16 protein-coding genes and 1 pseudogene are annotated in these 16,292 nt (G+C 61.2%); 10 read left to right on the forward strand and 7 right to left on the reverse strand.

From position 1 onward, the window contains the following. Positions 1–229: 229 nt before the first annotated feature. A pseudogene (locus tag C9422_RS30675) lies at positions 230–439 on the reverse strand (class I SAM-dependent methyltransferase); the annotation flags it as partial. Positions 440–569: 130 nt separating this feature from the next. Here C9422_RS30675 and C9422_RS30680 point away from each other — a divergent pair. After that, positions 570–3,374 carry an RHS repeat domain-containing protein gene (locus tag C9422_RS30680; protein ID WP_116583243.1) on the forward strand — a complete coding sequence of 935 codons (2,805 nt, stop codon included), beginning with the start codon at positions 570–572 and terminating at the stop codon, positions 3,372–3,374. Positions 3,375–3,408: 34 nt separating this feature from the next. Here C9422_RS30680 and C9422_RS30685 read toward each other — a convergent pair whose 3' ends face one another. Beyond that, on the reverse strand, positions 3,409–4,350 hold the full coding sequence (locus C9422_RS30685; RefSeq protein WP_116583244.1) for a class I SAM-dependent methyltransferase: 942 nt from the start codon (positions 4,348–4,350) through the stop codon (positions 3,409–3,411). A 297-nt stretch (positions 4,351–4,647) separates the two neighbouring features. Here C9422_RS30685 and C9422_RS30695 point away from each other — a divergent pair, with 297 nt between their 5' ends. The 5 genes from C9422_RS30695 to C9422_RS30715 all read left to right on the forward strand — a co-directional run bounded on the left by C9422_RS30695 (position 4,648) and on the right by C9422_RS30715 (position 7,825). Then, entirely contained in the window at positions 4,648–5,265 is a 618-nt protein-coding gene (locus tag C9422_RS30695) for a cytochrome b/b6 domain-containing protein (protein ID WP_116583245.1), read from the forward strand. Further along, the gene (locus tag C9422_RS30700) at positions 5,262–6,047 is read left to right on the forward strand and encodes a molybdopterin-dependent oxidoreductase (RefSeq protein ID WP_116583246.1); all 786 of its coding nucleotides are present in this window, start codon (positions 5,262–5,264) and stop codon (positions 6,045–6,047) included. The genes C9422_RS30695 and C9422_RS30700 overlap by 4 nt, the downstream gene beginning before the upstream one ends. Positions 6,048–6,100: 53 nt before the next feature. Continuing rightward, complete coding sequence (locus C9422_RS30705) at positions 6,101–6,370, forward strand: pentapeptide MXKDX repeat protein (RefSeq protein ID WP_116583247.1); 270 nt, start codon at positions 6,101–6,103, stop codon at positions 6,368–6,370. Positions 6,371–6,692: 322 nt separating this feature from the next. After that, the gene (locus C9422_RS30710) at positions 6,693–7,100 is read left to right on the forward strand and encodes a response regulator (RefSeq protein WP_116583248.1); all 408 of its coding nucleotides are present in this window, start codon (positions 6,693–6,695) and stop codon (positions 7,098–7,100) included. Positions 7,101–7,159: 59 nt separating this feature from the next. Next, positions 7,160–7,825 carry an HAD-IA family hydrolase gene (locus C9422_RS30715; RefSeq protein WP_116583249.1) on the forward strand — a complete coding sequence of 222 codons (666 nt, stop codon included), beginning with the start codon at positions 7,160–7,162 and terminating at the stop codon, positions 7,823–7,825. Positions 7,826–7,944: 119 nt separating this feature from the next. Here the strand turns inward: C9422_RS30715 and C9422_RS30720 are convergent, their stop codons facing one another. Together C9422_RS30720 and C9422_RS30725 are read right to left on the reverse strand one after the other, a co-directional pair. Then, positions 7,945–8,604, reverse strand: coding sequence for an isoprenylcysteine carboxylmethyltransferase family protein (locus C9422_RS30720; RefSeq protein WP_116583250.1), 660 nt, complete (start codon positions 8,602–8,604; stop codon positions 7,945–7,947). A gap of 72 nt (positions 8,605–8,676) precedes the next feature. Next, positions 8,677–9,621: a GlxA family transcriptional regulator gene (locus C9422_RS30725; protein WP_116583251.1), complete on the reverse strand. Its 945-nt coding sequence runs from the start codon at positions 9,619–9,621 to the stop codon at positions 8,677–8,679. Positions 9,622–9,744: 123 nt separating this feature from the next. On the opposite strand from C9422_RS30725, the gene C9422_RS30730 reads away from it, so the two are divergent. Both C9422_RS30730 and C9422_RS30735 read left to right on the forward strand, forming a co-directional pair. Next, entirely contained in the window at positions 9,745–10,536 is a 792-nt protein-coding gene (locus C9422_RS30730) for an SDR family oxidoreductase (protein WP_116583252.1), read from the forward strand. Positions 10,537–10,637: 101 nt separating this feature from the next. After that, a complete protein-coding gene (locus tag C9422_RS30735; RefSeq protein ID WP_116583253.1) occupies positions 10,638–11,630 on the forward strand; it encodes a pyridoxal-phosphate dependent enzyme in 993 nt (330 codons plus the stop codon). On the opposite strand, the gene C9422_RS30740 is transcribed toward C9422_RS30735, so the two are convergent. After that, entirely contained in the window at positions 11,624–11,944 is a 321-nt protein-coding gene (locus tag C9422_RS30740; protein ID WP_116583254.1) for a DUF2388 domain-containing protein, read from the reverse strand. The genes C9422_RS30735 and C9422_RS30740 overlap by 7 nt on opposite strands. 131 nt (positions 11,945–12,075) lie before the next feature. Between C9422_RS30740 and C9422_RS30745 the strand changes: the two genes are divergently transcribed. Both C9422_RS30745 and C9422_RS30750 read left to right on the forward strand, forming a co-directional pair. After that, the gene (locus tag C9422_RS30745; RefSeq protein WP_116583255.1) at positions 12,076–13,185 is read left to right on the forward strand and encodes an NAD(P)/FAD-dependent oxidoreductase; all 1,110 of its coding nucleotides are present in this window, start codon (positions 12,076–12,078) and stop codon (positions 13,183–13,185) included. 72 nt (positions 13,186–13,257) lie between these two features. Next, positions 13,258–13,854, forward strand: coding sequence for a DinB family protein (locus tag C9422_RS30750; RefSeq protein ID WP_102675765.1), 597 nt, complete (start codon positions 13,258–13,260; stop codon positions 13,852–13,854). Here the strand turns inward: C9422_RS30750 and C9422_RS30755 are convergent. Further along, positions 13,775–14,695: a LysR family transcriptional regulator gene (locus tag C9422_RS30755; RefSeq protein ID WP_116583274.1), complete on the reverse strand. Its 921-nt coding sequence runs from the start codon at positions 14,693–14,695 to the stop codon at positions 13,775–13,777. The genes C9422_RS30750 and C9422_RS30755 overlap by 80 nt on opposite strands. A 653-nt stretch (positions 14,696–15,348) precedes the next feature. Next, on the reverse strand, positions 15,349–16,245 hold the full coding sequence (locus tag C9422_RS30765; protein WP_116583256.1) for a LysR substrate-binding domain-containing protein: 897 nt from the start codon (positions 16,243–16,245) through the stop codon (positions 15,349–15,351). Positions 16,246–16,292 lie beyond the last annotated feature (47 nt).

Consider the following 16,292-nt stretch of genomic DNA (forward strand, 5'->3'; position numbering starts at 1 on the left):
CTCGGTGCGCGTTGGTTGGTTTATGTGTTTTATTGCCAGCACCCCCCCCCCAGTTAAAGTTGCCTCAAAAAGCGCGCGAACTATCGGTGGCAGGTATGCAACTCTATTAAGCTTGCCTGATATTAAAGTGTTCGATAGGTCGAATTAAATTTGTCCAAGTGATTTTGTTTTTCTATGACACTTATTTGGCAGGCGTTGAGGAGAAAATACTATGGTGCGATCGCGTCATTTATTCTTCCCGCTTGAACACCAACGCCTTCAACTCACACTCAACATCGGCATCCGGAAACTCCGGCGGATTCTCCAGCCGCTGCTCAAACCGCAGGCTCGGCGCCTCACGGGGTATGCCGTCGATGAGAAAGTCGGTGCCGAAGGCCGGGGCGTTCATGCACTCCAGCAGGGTACCTTGCGGGTTGAGCAGTTCCGTTGGGCTTCGTAGGGGAGCGGGCGACGATTCGACTGGCCAGTAAAGGCAACTTTAAAAGCCCCAACCTGTTACTTCTTACAGTATCGGTCCGCCTAAAAAAGGCTCACGCTGTCCGTGATCCGAGCGAAGGACCGACGATGCCGTGAGCGCTCACCCCCACACCGCGACACCGACGCTGTCGGCCGTTGACCCGCGCACCCTGGCAGTGCGCAGCGTCGGTTATTGCTGCCACCCGGACAGCCCGGCGATTGATCCGCGCATCACCCGGCAACGCTTCGACGCGGCAGGGCGCTTGATCGAGTCCTGGGACCCACGGTTGTGGGGCACTTCGACGCCGAACCTGACCACGCTCTACGGCCTGAGCGGCCAACCGTTGCTGACGGACAGCGTCGATGGCGGATGGCAGTTGAGCTTGCCGGATCAGGCGGATTCGCCCTGTTCGTTCTGGGATGCTCGCGGCAGTCAGCGTCACACCCGGTTCGACGAACAACAGCGGCCGATCACCGTCACCGAACAGGCTGCGGGAGAACTGCCACGCGTGGTGGAGCGCTTGACCTATGGAGATTGCAGTCCTGCTTTCGCCGAGCACAACCAGTGCGGACAGTTGATCCGCCATGACGATCCGGCCGGCAGTCAGATCTATCCCGAGTATGGAATGGCCGCAGCGGTGTTGCGGGAAGAGCGGCGCTTTCTCGCCGAGCTTGAAACGCCTGACTGGCCGCTCGAACCCGAGGCCCGGGACGAGCTTCTGGAACCCCAGTTGTTCATCACCCGCCACAGCTTCAATCCCACGGGCGAGCTACGGCGGCAGACCGACGCCATGGGCAATCTGCGCACTTTCGGTTACGACCTCGCGGGCAAACCGGATGAGGTCTGGTTGCAAATGGCCGGGGAGGGGAAACCGCCAAAACGATTGGTCAGCGCCATCCGCTACAACGCTCTCGATCAGGTCGAAAGCGAAACTGCCGGCAATGGCGTGGTGACCCGTGTCGAATACGCAGCGGATGACGGTCGCTTGCTCAGGTTGCAGGCCGCGCTCGGCAGTCAAAAGCCGTTGCAGGATCTGAACTACGTTTACGACCCGGTGGGCAACATTGTCGAATTGCAAGACCTGGCCCAACCGGTGACCCATTTCAACAACCAGCGCGTCGACCCGATCAACCGCTATCGCTACGACAGCCTGTATCAACTGGTCGAAGCCCAGGGCTGGGAGGTCAGCCAGCCGAGCCACGGCCCGGCCTTGCCAACACTGCTGCCCACACCGCTGGACCCCAACCAACGGCGCAATTACACCCAATGCTTCGAGTACGACCGGGGCGGCAACCTGATCACCCGCCAGCACCGCGACGCCCCCGGTTTCTCGATGTTCACCTCGACCCGAAGCAATCGCAGCCTGGCACAACGGGGCGACGGCTCATTGCCAGGAGAACCCGAGATTGCCATGGGCTTCGACGCCTGCGGCAATCAACGGGAACTGCAGCGTGGCCAAGCCATGACCTGGGACCTGCGCAACCAGTTGAGCCAGGTCACCTTGGTCCAGCGCCAAACCGAGCCCGACGACTACGAATGCTACCGCTACGACCGCCCCGGCCATCGCTTGCGCAAAGTGGGGTTCGCCCAAAGCAGCGGTCGAACCCTGCGCACCGAAGTCCGTTACCTCCCCAGTCTGGAAATCCACCGCCAGGCCGATGGTGAAGAACATCACGTCATCAGCATCGAAGCCGGGCGTAGCAATGTTCGGGCATTGCACTGGCCCGAAGGTGCTCACGACGATCAACTGCGTTACAGCCTCGGCGATCACCTCGGCTCCAGTACTCTGGAACTGGACGATGAGGCGGGTGTGCTGACCCAGGAACACTATTATCCCTTTGGCGGCACGGCGTGTTGGGCGGGGAAAAGTGCGTTGGTGGCGCAGTACAAAACCATGCGCTACTCGGGTAAGGAACGGGATGCAACCGGGCTTTATTACTATGGCTACCGGTATTACGTACCGTGGTTGCAGCGCTGGATTTGTCCCGATCCTGCGGGGAACATAGATGGTCTTAATGTCTATCAAATGGTTGGAAACAATCCCGTCAGCTTCTACGACTGGCAAGGCACTTTAAAAATTCCGGTGGACATTTTTATTAACGATATTGTTAACCCCATTGCCCAAAGTATTGGAACAGGGTGGTTCGAAGAACTGATTTGGAGTGAAGATAAAAGCACTTTCGTGAGTGTCGGACCCGTTTATGGCCGCGGATTGAAAGTAATCGAGGGGGAAAGTTCTGAGTGGGAACCTAGTTCATTTGGGAAAGCGGTTGCCCTGTTTCGCGATCAGGATCGTAAGCTCCGTCTTTTTACAAATTTGTATTTTCAGCACATGGGCATACAACCCGAGATGGGCCTGCCAGAGTTTGCCGGGGTGTTGAAGGTTGACGAACAGGACTCGTCAAGATTCGTTATCACCAACCATTCCGGGCACTACAAACCCGAGTCATCAATCGACGTCGAGGCGATGATTCGTGAAATCGCTCCGCAACAACAGTCAGTGAGCTATGTCCCGATTCCTGAAAGTTCGACATTTGATTCAACACTGCGATTGAGTTCCATTGACTCGCCTGAGGAGTACTCGCGTCTTGTGAATGCGTTCAAGCGTGACTTCAACGATTTGATCGGGTACTTGAAAGAACAGGGCGTTTGGGAGGCTTCGAAAGAACGTTGGGGCGACAACGAAGGAATGAATATCATCTTTAAAATGGAGGCTACGGGGCTGACGGCCCAGCAAGTCCGAATCAAAGAATCCGAATCCAGGAATGCCGAATCAAGGAAAATCGAATCAAGGAAAGCCGGACCTTCGAATAGACTTGGACGAGCCTCCAGAGCTTTTGCCACCGAGCCGACTCCCTCAGCCCGGAGAGAACCCAGAACACCTTCGTTTTTACAAAAGCTGTTTGGTAAGCGGTGAGGGGACGATGTTGATCCGTGACGTGAAAAATCTCTTATTTACCCAGCCTGAACACCAACGCCTTCAACCCACACCCAACATCCGCATCCGGAAACTCCGGCGGATTCTCCAGCCGCTGCTCAAACCGCAGACCCGGCGCTTCACGAGTCACACCATCGATCAGGAAGTCCGCCCCAAACGCTGGGTCGTTCATGCAGGCCAACACCGTGCCTTCAGGGCTGAGCAATTCCGGCAGGCGGCGCAGCACACGCTGGTAATCCTTGGTCAGCAAGAAACTGCCTTTCTGGAACGACGGCGGGTCGATGATCACCAGGTCGTACGGCCCCTTGCCGATCACCTTGCCCCAGGACTTGAACAGGTCGTGGCCGAGGAACGTGACCTTGCCCAGGTCGTGGCCGTTGAGCCGGTGGTTGTCGCGGCCACGGCTCAGGGCCGGGCTGGACATGTCGAGGTTGACCACGTGGCTCGCGCCACCTTCGATGGCCGCTACCGAGAAGCCGCAGGTGTAGGCGAACAGGTTCAGCACTCGCTTGCCCTGTGCATGGGCGCGGACCCAGTCGCGGCCGTAGCGCATGTCGAGGAACAGCCCGGTGTTCTGCTTGCGGCCCAGGTCGACCCGGTATTTCAGGCCACCCTCGGTGATGGTCATTTCTTCGATGACTTCGCCCAGCAGCCATTCGGTGGTGCTTTGCAGCAGGTAGCGATGTTGCAGCAACAGTGTATGGGCGCCGGATTGCGCCCACTGATCAGACTGGGTGATTGCCATCAGCCGCTGCTTCAGGTCTTCCAGTTGCCCGGCTTCAGGCTCCTTGAACAACGCCACCAACACCACGCCTTGCAACCAGTCCACGGTCACTTGCTCCAGCCCCGGCCAGCAGCGGCCACGACCGTGGAACAGGCGACGGGTTTCGGCAGGGGCGGCTGCGAGGGCGGTCAGCAGGTGGTCGTGAAGGGTGGAGAGGGCGTCTGCGTTCATTGGTCTGGGTCGGCAATTTGCGGGGGCGGCATTTAACCATAATTGCACAACCGACGGACCGCCATAGAGCCCTGTGGGAGCGGCGGTGCGGCGATCCGACTTGCCCGCGAAGGCGGTGTCTCAGTCAATGTAGATGTTGAAGCTGACGGCCTCTTCGCGAGCAAGCCCGCTCCCACAGGTTCTGCCACAGGTTATCGAGTACGAGTTATCACGTTTAATTTAACTTTACGTGAGGATTTGGCGATCTTCCTGCTCCCATACTCGGCCCCAACGAACAACAACACACGGGAGCCGGACATGTCGCAGTCAACTGCTTCACCCAAGGCCAGTCATCCACGCTGGCTACGCCTGACCCACTGGCTCAACGCCCTGGCGGTGCTGGTGATGGTCACCAGCGGCTGGCGCATCTACAACGCCTCGCCGATCTACGAATTCAGTTTTCCCAAGTCGATCACCCTCGGCGGCTGGCTCGGTGGCGCGCTGCAATGGCATTTCGCGGCGATGTGGTTCCTGGCGATCAACGGCCTGATCTACCTGGCCTTCAACCTGTTCAGCGGGCGCCTGAAGCGGCGCTTCTTCCCGGTTTCGCCCAAGGGCGTGCTGCAGGACCTGTGGGCCGCCTTGCGCGGAAAACTCGGGCACGCCGACCTCAGCCATTACAACCAGGTGCAACGCGTCGCCTACCTGTTCGTGATAGTCGACATCACGCTGCTGGTGCTCTCCGGACTGGTGTTGTGGAAGTCGGTGCAGTTTCCGCTGCTACGTGAATTGATGTTCGGTTACGAAGGCGCACGCCGTGTGCATTTCTTCGCCATGGCGCTGTTGGTGGCCTTCGTGGCGGTGCATCTGCTGATGGTCGCGCTGGTGCCCAAAACACTGTTGGCCATGATCGTCGGCCGCAAGGAGCAAGCATGAAAAAGCGCATTCAGATCCCCGGGCTGGACGAATCTTCGATCCTCACCGACGCCCGCAAGATCCTCGCCCCGCAAATCGCAGACCGCTCGCGCCGCTCATTCCTGCTGCGCGGCCTGACCCTCGGTGGCGTGGCCATGTTGTCCGGTTGCAACATCACCGACAACGAAAGCGTCGACACCGCGCTGTCGTCCATGTCGCGCTTCAATGACCGGGTACAGGGCTGGCTGTTCAACCCCAACGCCATGGCGCCGACCTATCCGGCATCGATGATCACCCGGCCGTTTCCCTTCAATGCCTTTTACGGCATCGACGAGGCACCGACAGTGGAGGAGGAGAGCTATCGCCTGGAGGTTAGCGGCCTGGTCGCCGACAAACGCAGCTGGCGTCTCGATGAGCTGCGTGCCATGGCCCAGACCGAGCAGATCACCCGGCACATTTGCGTCGAAGGCTGGAGCGCGATCGGACGGTGGGGCGGCGTGCGCTTCAGCGATTTCCTCAAGCGCATCGGCGCCGACACCGACGCCAAGTACGTCGGCTTCAAATGCGCCGACGACTACTACACCAGCATCGACATGGCCACGGCGCTGCACGCGCAAACCCTGCTGGCGCTGACCTGGGACGGCACGGTGCTTCCGCGCGAATACGGCTTCCCGATGAAGCTGCGCATGCCCACCAAGCTTGGCTACAAGAACCCCAAACACATTCAGGCGATTTTCGTCAGCAACACCTACAGCGGCGGCTACTGGGAAGACCAGGGCTACAACTGGTTCGGTGGCAGCTGACGGATGCCTGGGCATTGCACACAACCACAACCCACGCTCCAAGGAGTTTCATCATGAAAAAATTGACCACCGTTGTACTGTCCATGTGTCTGGCCGTTGGCGCTGCCTCCGTGTTTGCAGCTGACACCATGAGCAACGACAGCATGAGCAAGGACTCGATGTCCAAGGATGCGATGAAGAAAGATGCGATGAAGAAAACCGATTCGATGTCCAAGGACGCCATGTCCAAAGGCAGCATGTCCAAGGATGCAATGTCCAAGGACACGATGAAAAAAGATGCGATGTCCAAGGATGCGATGAAAAAGGACGCGATGTCGCAGTAATCCCAAACAACCGAAACCCCCTGTGGGAGCGGCGGTGCGACGATTCGACTTGCTCGCGAAAGCGGCGTATCGGTCAACATTGATGGCGACTGACACTACGCCTTCGCGAGCAAGTCGAGTCGTCGCACCGCCGCTCCCACAGGTTTTTTGTCGCCCCGAACGACCTGAGCCCCGAAAAAAGACATCGATGATTGATCCGGACGCGTGATGCCGGTCACCGGGGTGTATCAAAAATGAATTTCCGCGGTTTGCGCTGCTCATACCTTTAGGCAGCGGATCCAATTCCGCGAAATCATTGAGGCAATCAGGGAGCGGCACGGTCATGAGTCGAGTACCGACGGCGGACGGACATCGTCCTGGCGGGTTGATTCTGGTGGTCGAGGACGACCCGCTGATCCTGGAGTTTCTCTGTGAGATTCTCCAGGAGGAGGGTTTTGTCGTCGAGCCGCACACCAGTGCGGACGCGGCAGCCATCTATCTGGAACAGCATGCGCCGCAGGTGGGCATGCTGCTGACAGACATCACCATGCCCGGCACGCTCAATGGCGCGGACCTGGCCAACCAGTTCGGCGATCGCTGGCCGGACAAGCCGATCATGATCATGTCCGGTTTCGAAACTCCTGAAAGCTCCGGCGTGCGGCACGCGGTCTCGTTTATCAAGAAGCCCTGGATGATCGGTGGGCTGCTCGATTGTGTGAGCCAGACCTTCAAGTCCAAACGACTCAACTGAGCCGTTCGCAGATGCTACATTGCCGGGCAAATCCGTCCGGCAGCTGCGAGGTCCTTTCCTTGTCCGATCACCCTGTATTCAACTCGACTTACCGTGCCTTTCTGTTCGACATGGACGGTACCGTCCTGACGTCCATTGCCGCTGCCGAGCGGGTCTGGACCACCTGGGCCGTGCGCCATGGGGTCGATGTCGGATCCTTCCTGCCGACCATTCACGGTGCCCGCGCCATCGACACCATCAGGCGCCTGGGCTTGCCCGGGGTGGATGCCGAGGCCGAAGCCGCGTGGATCACCAAAGCGGAAATCGACGACGTCGACGGGGTATTCGAAGTGGCGGGCGCGGCGAAATTCCTCCGGTCCTTGCCGGCCAGGCAGTGGGCCATTGTCACCTCCGCCCCACGGGAACTGGCGCTGCGGCGGATGGCGGCGGCGGGGGTTCCCGAGCCTGGGGTGCTGGTGACGGCCGAGGACGTCACGGCCGGCAAGCCTGACCCCGCGGGTTACCGACTCGCGGCCCGGCGCCTGGGCGTGGAGCCTGGGCAGTGCCTGGTTTTTGAAGATGCCACGGTGGGGATTCTGGCGGCTGAAGCGGCGGGGGCGGATTTGATGATTGTCACGGCGACCCATGAGCGGCCGATCGAGACGTTGCATGGGACGTTAGCGGGATATGATTCGGTGCGGATTAAGGTGGATGCCGATGGTTCGATTCGGTTGAAATCTGTGTAAACAACACTAACCCCTGTGGGAGCGGGCTTGCCCGCGATGGCGTCGGCACATCCAGCATCGATGGGACTGAAAAATCGCTTTCGCGGGCAAGCCCGCTCCCACAGGTTTTTGTGTCTGATTCAGTAAATTTTAGGAACCAACCGCCAGGTGCGGGCGCAATAGGCTTCGTATTCGCTGCCGAACTGCGCCCTGAGCAAGGCTTCTTCCGAGTGAATCCGGGCGATTAGCGGGATCAGGGTCAACGCCGCCAGCAGCAGGCCGACGCTTGAGCGAAACGCCAGCGCCCAGCCCACGGCGATGACCATCATCCCCAGGTAACTGGGGTTGCGCAGGCGCCGGTAAATGCCCTCTGTGACCAGTCGATGCCCCGGCTGGATCGCCACCAGCCCGCTGAAGCGCTTGCCCAGCACAAACACCGGCCACAACCGCAGCGCGCCGCCCGCGATGAACAACAGTGCCCCGAGCCAGCGCACGCCTTCACCTCCAAAGGTCCAGAAATCGATGCGGTCGGTATAGGCCGGCAGGAAGCCGCTGAGCACGCCGATCACACCGAAGACCGGGAGGACCCAGCGATTGGCCCGGTCTTCGCGTTCTCCCGAACTCAGGTTGACCTCGGTGAACAGCGATGCGACGGCCATGACCAGGGTGGCCAGGGCAACGACGACCAGTGAGCCGTGGCTGAAGTAAGCCGCGAAACCGCCCAGTCCCCAGATCGCCAGGGCGAGGTAGGCGAGGGTGCTGACGACGGCGAAAAACGCCAGTTTGGCCGAGATTTTCATGGCGCCTCCAAAAAAGACCTCCGGTATGTTCAGTGTAGATACCGAGGGTTCCCACGCAGAGCGAGGGAGCGATCAAATCACCTCCGCCCGCGCATTGCGCCGGATTACCTGGGGTGGTTGTCCGAACACCCGCAGGAAGGTTTCGCGCATGCGTCGGCGGTCAGTGAACCCGGTTTCCAGGGCGATCTGGTCGAGGGTCAGGCGTCCGCGCTCGAGCATCTGTCGCGCCGCTTCCAGACGCAGGTTCTCGATGGCCTTGGCCGGCGATTGCCCGGTTTCGGCGCGAAACGCCCGGCTGAATTGCCGGGGGCTGAGGTTGGCCACTTGTGCCAGTTGCTCCACCGAAAGGGGCTGGGCGAGGTGTTCCCGGGCGTAGGCGAGCACGGTCTGGATGCGGTCGGATTTCGGCGCCAGTTCCAGCAGCGCCGAATGCTGCGACTGGCCACCGGCGCGGCGGTGGTACATCACCAGTTTCTGCGCCACGGCCCGGGCCAGCTCGGCGCCGTGGTCCTTTTCCACCATGGCCAGTGCGAGGTCGATACCCGCGGTCATGCCGGCGGACGTCCAGATCGAACCGTCGATCACGTAGATGCGATCCGCCTCGACCTTGATCGCCGGAAACCGCGCCTGCAGTTCCCGGGCGTAGGCCCAATGGGTGGTGGCCCGCCGTCCGTCGAGCAAGCCGGCCTGGGCCATGACGAACGCCCCGGAGCAGATCGACGCGGTGCGGCGCGCGCTGTGGATGCTGGCCTTCAGGTAGTCCAGCACGGCTTCGGGCGCCTGTTCGACGATCGAGTCGCCACCGACCACGATGACGGTGTCGAACACGCGCCCGTCGAAGGCCTCGGTGCAAACGCTCAAGCCACCCGAGGCGCGCAGGGTGTGACCGTTTTCCGACAGCACGCGCACGTCATACAGGGTCTGTGCGGCACTGAAATTGGCGTATTCGAACACCGGCATGGCGGCCAGCGCCATGGACTGGAAACCCTCGAAAACCACGAACGCCACGCTGATCATCGGCCTGTCCTCAAACGGTATGTCCGAAAAACGTACTTTAAACGTCATTTGAGACAGGCGTAAGTCCCTTTATAACGGACGGCACCCGGCGAATCTCTCGCCTTACCTTAGAGGAATTGCACCATGGCTCTCTCATCCAAAGGCACTGCACTGATCACCGGCGCTTCTTCGGGCATCGGCGCGGTGTATGCCGACCGCCTGGCCCGCCAGGGTTACGACCTGATCCTGGTGGCCCGCAGCCGGGGCAGACTCAATGCCTTGGCCAACCATCTGAGCGACCAGACCGGGCGCAGCGTGGAGGTGGTGGCCGCCGACCTGACGAACAAGGCGGATTCGCTGCGGGTCGAACAGATCCTGCGCAACGACGCCAGCATCACCTTGCTGGTCAACAACGCCGGGGTCGGTGGCGTCATGCCGCTGCTGGCCAGTCCCGTGGACGACATGGACGCGATGGTCAGTCTCAACGTGACGGCGTTGATGCGCCTGGCCTACGCCGCTGTACCCGGTTTCGTCGCCCGGGGCACCGGCACTCTGGTCAATATCGCCTCCATCGTCGCCATCGCCCCGGAAATCCTCAACGGCGTGTACGGCGGGACCAAGGCGTTTGTCCTGGCCCTGAGCCAGTCGATGCAGCATGAACTGGCGGACAAAGGCGTGCGCGTCCAGGCGGTGTTGCCGGGGGCGACCGCCACCGATTTCTGGAGCGAGGCCGGCAACCCGGTGGAAAACCTGCCACAGGAGATCGTAATGTCCGCCGAAGACATGGTTGATGCCGCGCTCGTGGGCCTGGCGGCCGGTGAAACGGTGACCATCCCGGGCCTGCACGATGGCAGCCAGTGGGATCGTCACGAAGCCCAGCGCAAGACGCTGTCCGGGTTGTTTGGCAATCGCGTGGCGGCGCCGCGTTATCGCTGAGACTGTCCCCGGACCGGGTGAACTAAACTTGCATGAGAGGACCGTTCACCGCTGGCTCGTCGACCTGTTCGGCGAGCCGGTGGCGTGTAACAGGAACCGACATGCTTCACATCCGCACACCTTTGATCCTGCACCCCGGCCTGTCGACCCCGACCCGCCGTATCTGGCTGAAACTGGAAAACCTGCAACCTGGCGGCTCGTTCAAGATACGCGGCATCGGCTTGCTGTGCAGCCGGGCGGCGCAGCAGGGCAAGCGCAAGGTGGTCTGTCCCTCCGGCGGTAACGCGGGACTGGCCACGGCCATGGCCGCCGCATGCCTGGGGCTCAAGGCCTGCATCGTGGTGCCGCACACCACCCCGCACAGCACCCGGGCGCGGATCAGCAAGACCGGCGCCGAGGTGATCGAGCACGGCAAGGTCTGGGACGAAGCCAATCAATGGGCCCGGGAACTCGCCCAGGACCCACGCAGCGAATTCGTGCCGGCCTTCGACCATCCGGTGTTGTGGGAAGGGCATAGCACGATGGTCGATGAAATCCTTGCCGACTGCCCGCCGGTGGATGTTCTGGTGGCATCGGTGGGCGGCGGGGGCTTGCTGGCCGGGTTGCTCACCGGCCTGATTCGTCATCGGCACACCGATTGCCGTATCGTCGCCTGCGAAACCGAAGGCGCGGCGTCGTTCGCCGCGGCGGTGGCGGTCGGGCACCCGGTCAGATTGCCGAAAATCGATACGGTTGCCACGTCCCTGGGGGCCGCGCAAGCGGCCGCCTGGCCGGTCAGGCACATCGGCGATTTTCCCTATGAGTGCGTGGTGCTCAGTGATGATGAGGCGATCATGGGCGTGGTGCATTACGCCAATGATTTGCGTCAGATGGTCGAGCCGGCGTGCGGCGTTTCATTGGCGATCGCCTACCTGGATCACCCGGCGATTGCCGATGCTCATGACGTGGTGATCGTGGTGTGCGGCGGGGTGAGTATCAACGCGCAGCTCGTGGCCGGGTGGGCACGCATGTCCACTGGCACGCACGCAAGGCAGGGCTGGAAACGCTATCCCGGTGTCACAAGCCCTACCGCTGGCGATGACGGTCTTCAGTGATCGGTGGCAACGCCATCCTGGACGAGGATGGCGCGGGCCAGGTCTTCGTCGCTTGCGTTGTTGAGGGCGGGATTGTCCTGACGGATCTTTTTCAACACCGCTTCCAGATAAGCACCACGAATCGCACCGCCGCTGGCGACGAAACTGGAGGCGTCATCCCGGGCGGGAATCATGAGTTTGTGGTCTTTGAACGTTGAGTACAGCGAGGCGGAAACCCCGGCGGAAGTGGCGACGTCACCGGCATCCACTTTGGCCAGAGCCGAACCTGCGGGCAAACAAAGTACCAGTGCAGAGATGATAAATAGGCGGCGCATGACGGTGTCCTCCGACTGCATGAAGCATAAGGGATGTATCACATAGTTTAGGATACGTGGCAGTCGACGAGAGTTCCGTGAGGAGAGCTCTGAGGCGTCGCCGCCGAGAACAGGTGTGGGAGGCAGGGTCGTTGAACGTCGATATTCAAAGCGTGGTGATCGGGGCCGGAGTCGTCGGGTTGGCGGTGGCCAGGCACCTGGCCATGAACGGGCGGGACGTGCTGGTGGTCGAGGCCGGGGCGGGGATCGGCACGGGCATCAGCTCGCGCAACTCGGAGGTGATTCATGCCGGTATCTATTACCCGGAAGGCAGCCTCAAGGCGCAACTGTGCGTGGAGGGCAAGCAGCGTCTTTACGCTTTTTGCGATGAGCACGCCGTTGAATACCGGCGCGTCGGCAAGCTGATCGTGGCCACCGATGTGCAACAGCGCTCGGCGTTGCAGCGTCTGTTGGAGCAAGGGCGGCTTAATGGTGTCGATGACTTGCAATGGCTCGACAGCGCACAGGCCCGCGAGCTCGAGCCGGCGTTGTCCTGCGTCGCGGCTCTGTGGTCGCCCTCTACCGGCATCGTCGATTCCCACGGGCTGATGCTGGCACTTCAGGGCGACGCCGAGCGCTTCGGTGCGACGCTGGCCTTGCACACGCCGTTGCTGTCGGCGCTGTGCATCGATCAGGGCTTCGAACTGCACATGGGCGGCAGCCAACCCATGACCCTGCGCTGCCGCGAAGTGATCAACTGCGCGGGGCTGTCCGCTCCCGAGGTGGCGCGCGCTATCGTCGGCCTGCCTGCACAGTGCGTTCCCCAGGCGCATCTGTGCAAGGGCAGCTATTTCAGTTTCAGCGGCCGGGCACCCTTTCGGCACCTGGTGTATCCGGCTCCGGAGAGTGCGGGACTGGGCGTGCACATGACGCTGGACCTGGGCGGGCAGGCGCGCTTCGGTCCGGATGTCGAATGGGTCGAGCACATTGATTACCGCGTCGAACCCCGCCGGGCCGAGGGCTTCTATCAGGCGATCCGCCGTTATTGGCCGGGGTTGCCGGACAACAGCCTGCAACCGGCCTACAGCGGCATTCGCCCGAAAATCAGCGGGCCGACCGAGCCGGCCGCCGATTTTCTCGTCAGCGGATGCGCCGAACATGGCGTGCCGGGGCTGGTGAATCTGTTTGGCATCGAGTCGCCGGGGCTGACCAGTTGCCTGGCGCTTGCCGAGTACGTGGTGAAACGCCTCGACGACCGATGATCAGTGCTGGCCCTGCCTTGCAGGCATCGGGTCTATGCTAGGGAGTGCGCTTACTGCCATCGGAGAACTCTGATGATCACCGTACGCACTGCCTGCCTGCTGGCCGATTACAAACGCTGGGCCAATCAGCGTCTGTTTGACAGCCTTGCGGCGCTTCCTCCGGGCGAAGTCAAAAAACAACGGGTGTCGGTGTTCAACAACATGATCGGCACCCTCAATCATGTCTACGTGGTGGATTGCATCTGGCGGGCGCACCTTGAAGGCCGGGGACATGGCTTCAAGACCTCGCACGATCTGCTGCATGCCGACCTGTCGGAACTGCGCCAGGCGCAAAAAGAGATCGACCGCTGGTACTGCGACTGGAGCGCCCGGCAAACCGATGCCTCCCTGGACAAGCCTGTGGAGTTCACCTTTGTCTCGGGCGAAAGCGGCACCATGAGCGCCGGCGCGATGCTGATGCATGTGGTCAACCATGCCAGCTACCACCGCGGCTGGGTGGTGCAGATGTACTTCGAGATTCCGGCCATGCCACCGGTGACCGACATGCCGGTGTACCTGCGCGAATCCGAACCGGTGCTCCTGCAGTCGATCAATGCCCCGACGGTGGCACCGCCATGTGCTGTGCAATTTTCGAACGCAACCAGCGTTCTGCCGGATCGTTATCGCTGACCCCGTTCCAGACCATCGACAGTTCGGACAGGTTGATTTCAAAGGGCGCATCGTCCGCCCGTAACTGGCTGCTGCCTTCGATCAGCGCACTGGCCGCATAATCCGGTACGGTGGCGAGCATGTCGGTACCCGCCAGCAAGGCCCGCAAGCCCGCGAATTGTGGCACCGCCAGCACCACCCGGCGCGAACGGCCGATGCGGGCCAGGTCATTGTCGATGGCACCGCTCAGATCCCCGGAAAACGACACCAGTGCGTGAGGGCGTTCGCAGAACTCGTCGAGGGTCAACGGGCCGGGCCGGTCATCGCCGCGCAGGATCTTCACACTCAGGTCGCGCAATTTCTTGCGCTTGGCGTTGGCCGGCAATTCCGTGGTGTAGCTGATACCGACGGAAATCTCGCCGCTGGCCAGCATCGACGACATCAGCAGGAAATTCACCCGGCGCACCACCACCACAACGTTCTGCGCTTCTTCGCGAATCTGCTTGAGCAGCGGCGGAAAGAGCCCGAATTCGGCGTCGTCGGACAAGCCGATGCGAAACACCTCGCGACTGGTGGAGGGCTCGAAATCCTTGGCCCGGCTGACTGCCCCGGAAATGGTGTCCATCGCCGGCTGCAACTCCTTGAGAATCTGCAACGCCCGCGGGGTCGGCTCCAGGCTCCGACCGTTGCGCACCAGCAGCGGGTCGTCGAACAGATCGCGCAGCTTGGCCAGCGACGCACTGACAGCAGGTTGACCGAGGAACAGTTTTTCCCCGGCCCGGGTCAGGTTCTTCTCGAACATCAGGGTTTCGAAAATCACCAGCAGGTTCATGTCCACGCGGCGCAGGTCGTTGCGGTTCATGGTGGCGGGCTCGCTGGGTTTGCGGTCTTTCCAGTAAAGCACCGAAATCAAACGATCCTTGCAATAAAAGCGCGGATTGGCGGGTGTGCCCGGCCTTGGTTGAACACGCTTTTCTGTAGGAGCTGCCGCAGGCTGCGATCTTTTGATCTTGATTGTAGAAAAGCAAGATCAAAAGATCGCAGCCTGCGGCAGCTCCTACAGTGCAGGTGATTCCAATACAGGGTGTTGCGCGGGCTTAAGGGGGATCGAGGTTATCCAGTGCCCGGTTTACCGCCAGTTCACCGAGCATGACGACCATAAAAGCAGCAACTGCTTGAAGTGGCGCTACGCGCAGTACTCCGGGCTATCAAACCCGATCGCTGTTTTTCAGCGACCGGCTAACGATAAAGCCCGGACTCATGGCGCGTAAGCCGGCGGATTCCGGCGTAACCGTAGGCAATGACGCAAGGCGCTGTAGCTTTCATCAAGTTACGCTGACAGCCGTTAAACAAGGGCGGTCAGTCGATGTTTAATATGCGGTTGTCACGACAAAAACATGGCTTTGGGCTGGGCACGAAACCTGTGGGAGCGGGCTTGCTCGCGAAAGCGGTGTGCCAGTCGACAACATTGCTGGCAATGCCGACGCCTTCGCGAGCAAGCCCGCTCCCACAGGTTCATGGGGTGGATTCAGGCTCGGTCAACATTTTGCGGAAAGTCTCCACCAACGGCCGCAAATTGATCCGGTGCCACGCCGCCCACAGCGGTCGGGTGAGGGAAATCCACGGCACTTCCCGCAGCACCACGCCCGGCGGTGCGTTGCGGCTCAAGCCTTTCTGGATCATGGCGATGCCCAGTCCCGAGGCCACCAGTGCCATGGCGGTGAACGGGCCGGTGGCTTCCATGCGGATATCCGGAGTGAAGCCGGCGCGGATGCAGGCGCTGACGAAGTTTTCGCGGCTGGCGACATTCTGGTGTTGCACGCCAATCCACTCCTGACCGGCGAGGTCTGCCGGGGTCAGCACGGCCTGTTGTGCCAGCGGATGGTGCTCGGGCAGGGCCAGCAGCATCGGGTCGTCCAGCACCTGAAAACCCAACAGGTCCGGGTCGTCTTCGGCCGGTGGTTCGCTGACCAGGGCGATGTCCAGGCTACGCTGGCGCAAGCCTTCGAGTTGTTCGGCCGAGCGCAGGTTGTACAGCGCCACGTGTACGTTCGGCCGGTTGACCCGCAGCACGCGCAAGGCATTGGGCAGCACGCCGGCGTGCATGGCATTTTCGATGTAGCCGATGCACAGGCCGCCTTCCTCGCCGCGCCCCAGGCGTTTGCCGAGGGATTCCAGGCGATTGGCGTGGGTCAGCAGGGCGCGGGTTTCGGCGAGGAAGGTCTGGCCGTCGCGGGTCAGGCGAATGCGTTGCTGGCTGCGCTCGAACAGGGTCAGGCCCAGGCGTTCTTCGAGCTGGGCGATCTGCCGGCTCAGGGGCGATTGGGAAATATGCAGGCGTTCGGCGGCGCGTCCGACGTGTTCTTCCTCGGCGACGGCGACGAAGTAGCGCAATTGGCGGATGTCGATCATGTCAGACCTTCAGGGACTCAAGTGCTGCACATTATGTCTTGGACGGT

Origin of the sequence: Pseudomonas sp. B1(2018) (genome assembly GCF_003097365.1) — a bacterium.
GTDB classification, from domain to species: domain Bacteria; phylum Pseudomonadota; class Gammaproteobacteria; order Pseudomonadales; family Pseudomonadaceae; genus Aquipseudomonas; species Aquipseudomonas laurylsulfatiphila.

Coding starts and splice junctions, on each gene's coding strand:
- C9422_RS30685 (WP_116583244.1), bottom strand. CDS start 4,350: ATGAACGCAGACGCCCTCTCCACCCTTCACGACCACCTGCTGACCGCC.
- C9422_RS30735 (WP_116583253.1), top strand. CDS start 10,638: ATGCTTCACATCCGCACACCTTTGATCCTGCACCCCGGCCTGTCGACC.
- C9422_RS30700 (WP_116583246.1), top strand. CDS start 5,262: ATGAAAAAGCGCATTCAGATCCCCGGGCTGGACGAATCTTCGATCCTC.
- C9422_RS30765 (WP_116583256.1), bottom strand. CDS start 16,245: ATGATCGACATCCGCCAATTGCGCTACTTCGTCGCCGTCGCCGAGGAA.
- C9422_RS30740 (WP_116583254.1), bottom strand. CDS start 11,944: ATGCGCCGCCTATTTATCATCTCTGCACTGGTACTTTGTTTGCCCGCA.
- C9422_RS30705 (WP_116583247.1), top strand. CDS start 6,101: ATGAAAAAATTGACCACCGTTGTACTGTCCATGTGTCTGGCCGTTGGC.
- C9422_RS30750 (WP_102675765.1), top strand. CDS start 13,258: ATGATCACCGTACGCACTGCCTGCCTGCTGGCCGATTACAAACGCTGG.
- C9422_RS30730 (WP_116583252.1), top strand. CDS start 9,745: ATGGCTCTCTCATCCAAAGGCACTGCACTGATCACCGGCGCTTCTTCG.
- C9422_RS30755 (WP_116583274.1), bottom strand. CDS start 14,695: ATGAACCGCAACGACCTGCGCCGCGTGGACATGAACCTGCTGGTGATT.
- C9422_RS30720 (WP_116583250.1), bottom strand. CDS start 8,604: ATGAAAATCTCGGCCAAACTGGCGTTTTTCGCCGTCGTCAGCACCCTC.
- C9422_RS30695 (WP_116583245.1), top strand. CDS start 4,648: ATGTCGCAGTCAACTGCTTCACCCAAGGCCAGTCATCCACGCTGGCTA.
- C9422_RS30725 (WP_116583251.1), bottom strand. CDS start 9,621: ATGATCAGCGTGGCGTTCGTGGTTTTCGAGGGTTTCCAGTCCATGGCG.
- C9422_RS30710 (WP_116583248.1), top strand. CDS start 6,693: ATGAGTCGAGTACCGACGGCGGACGGACATCGTCCTGGCGGGTTGATT.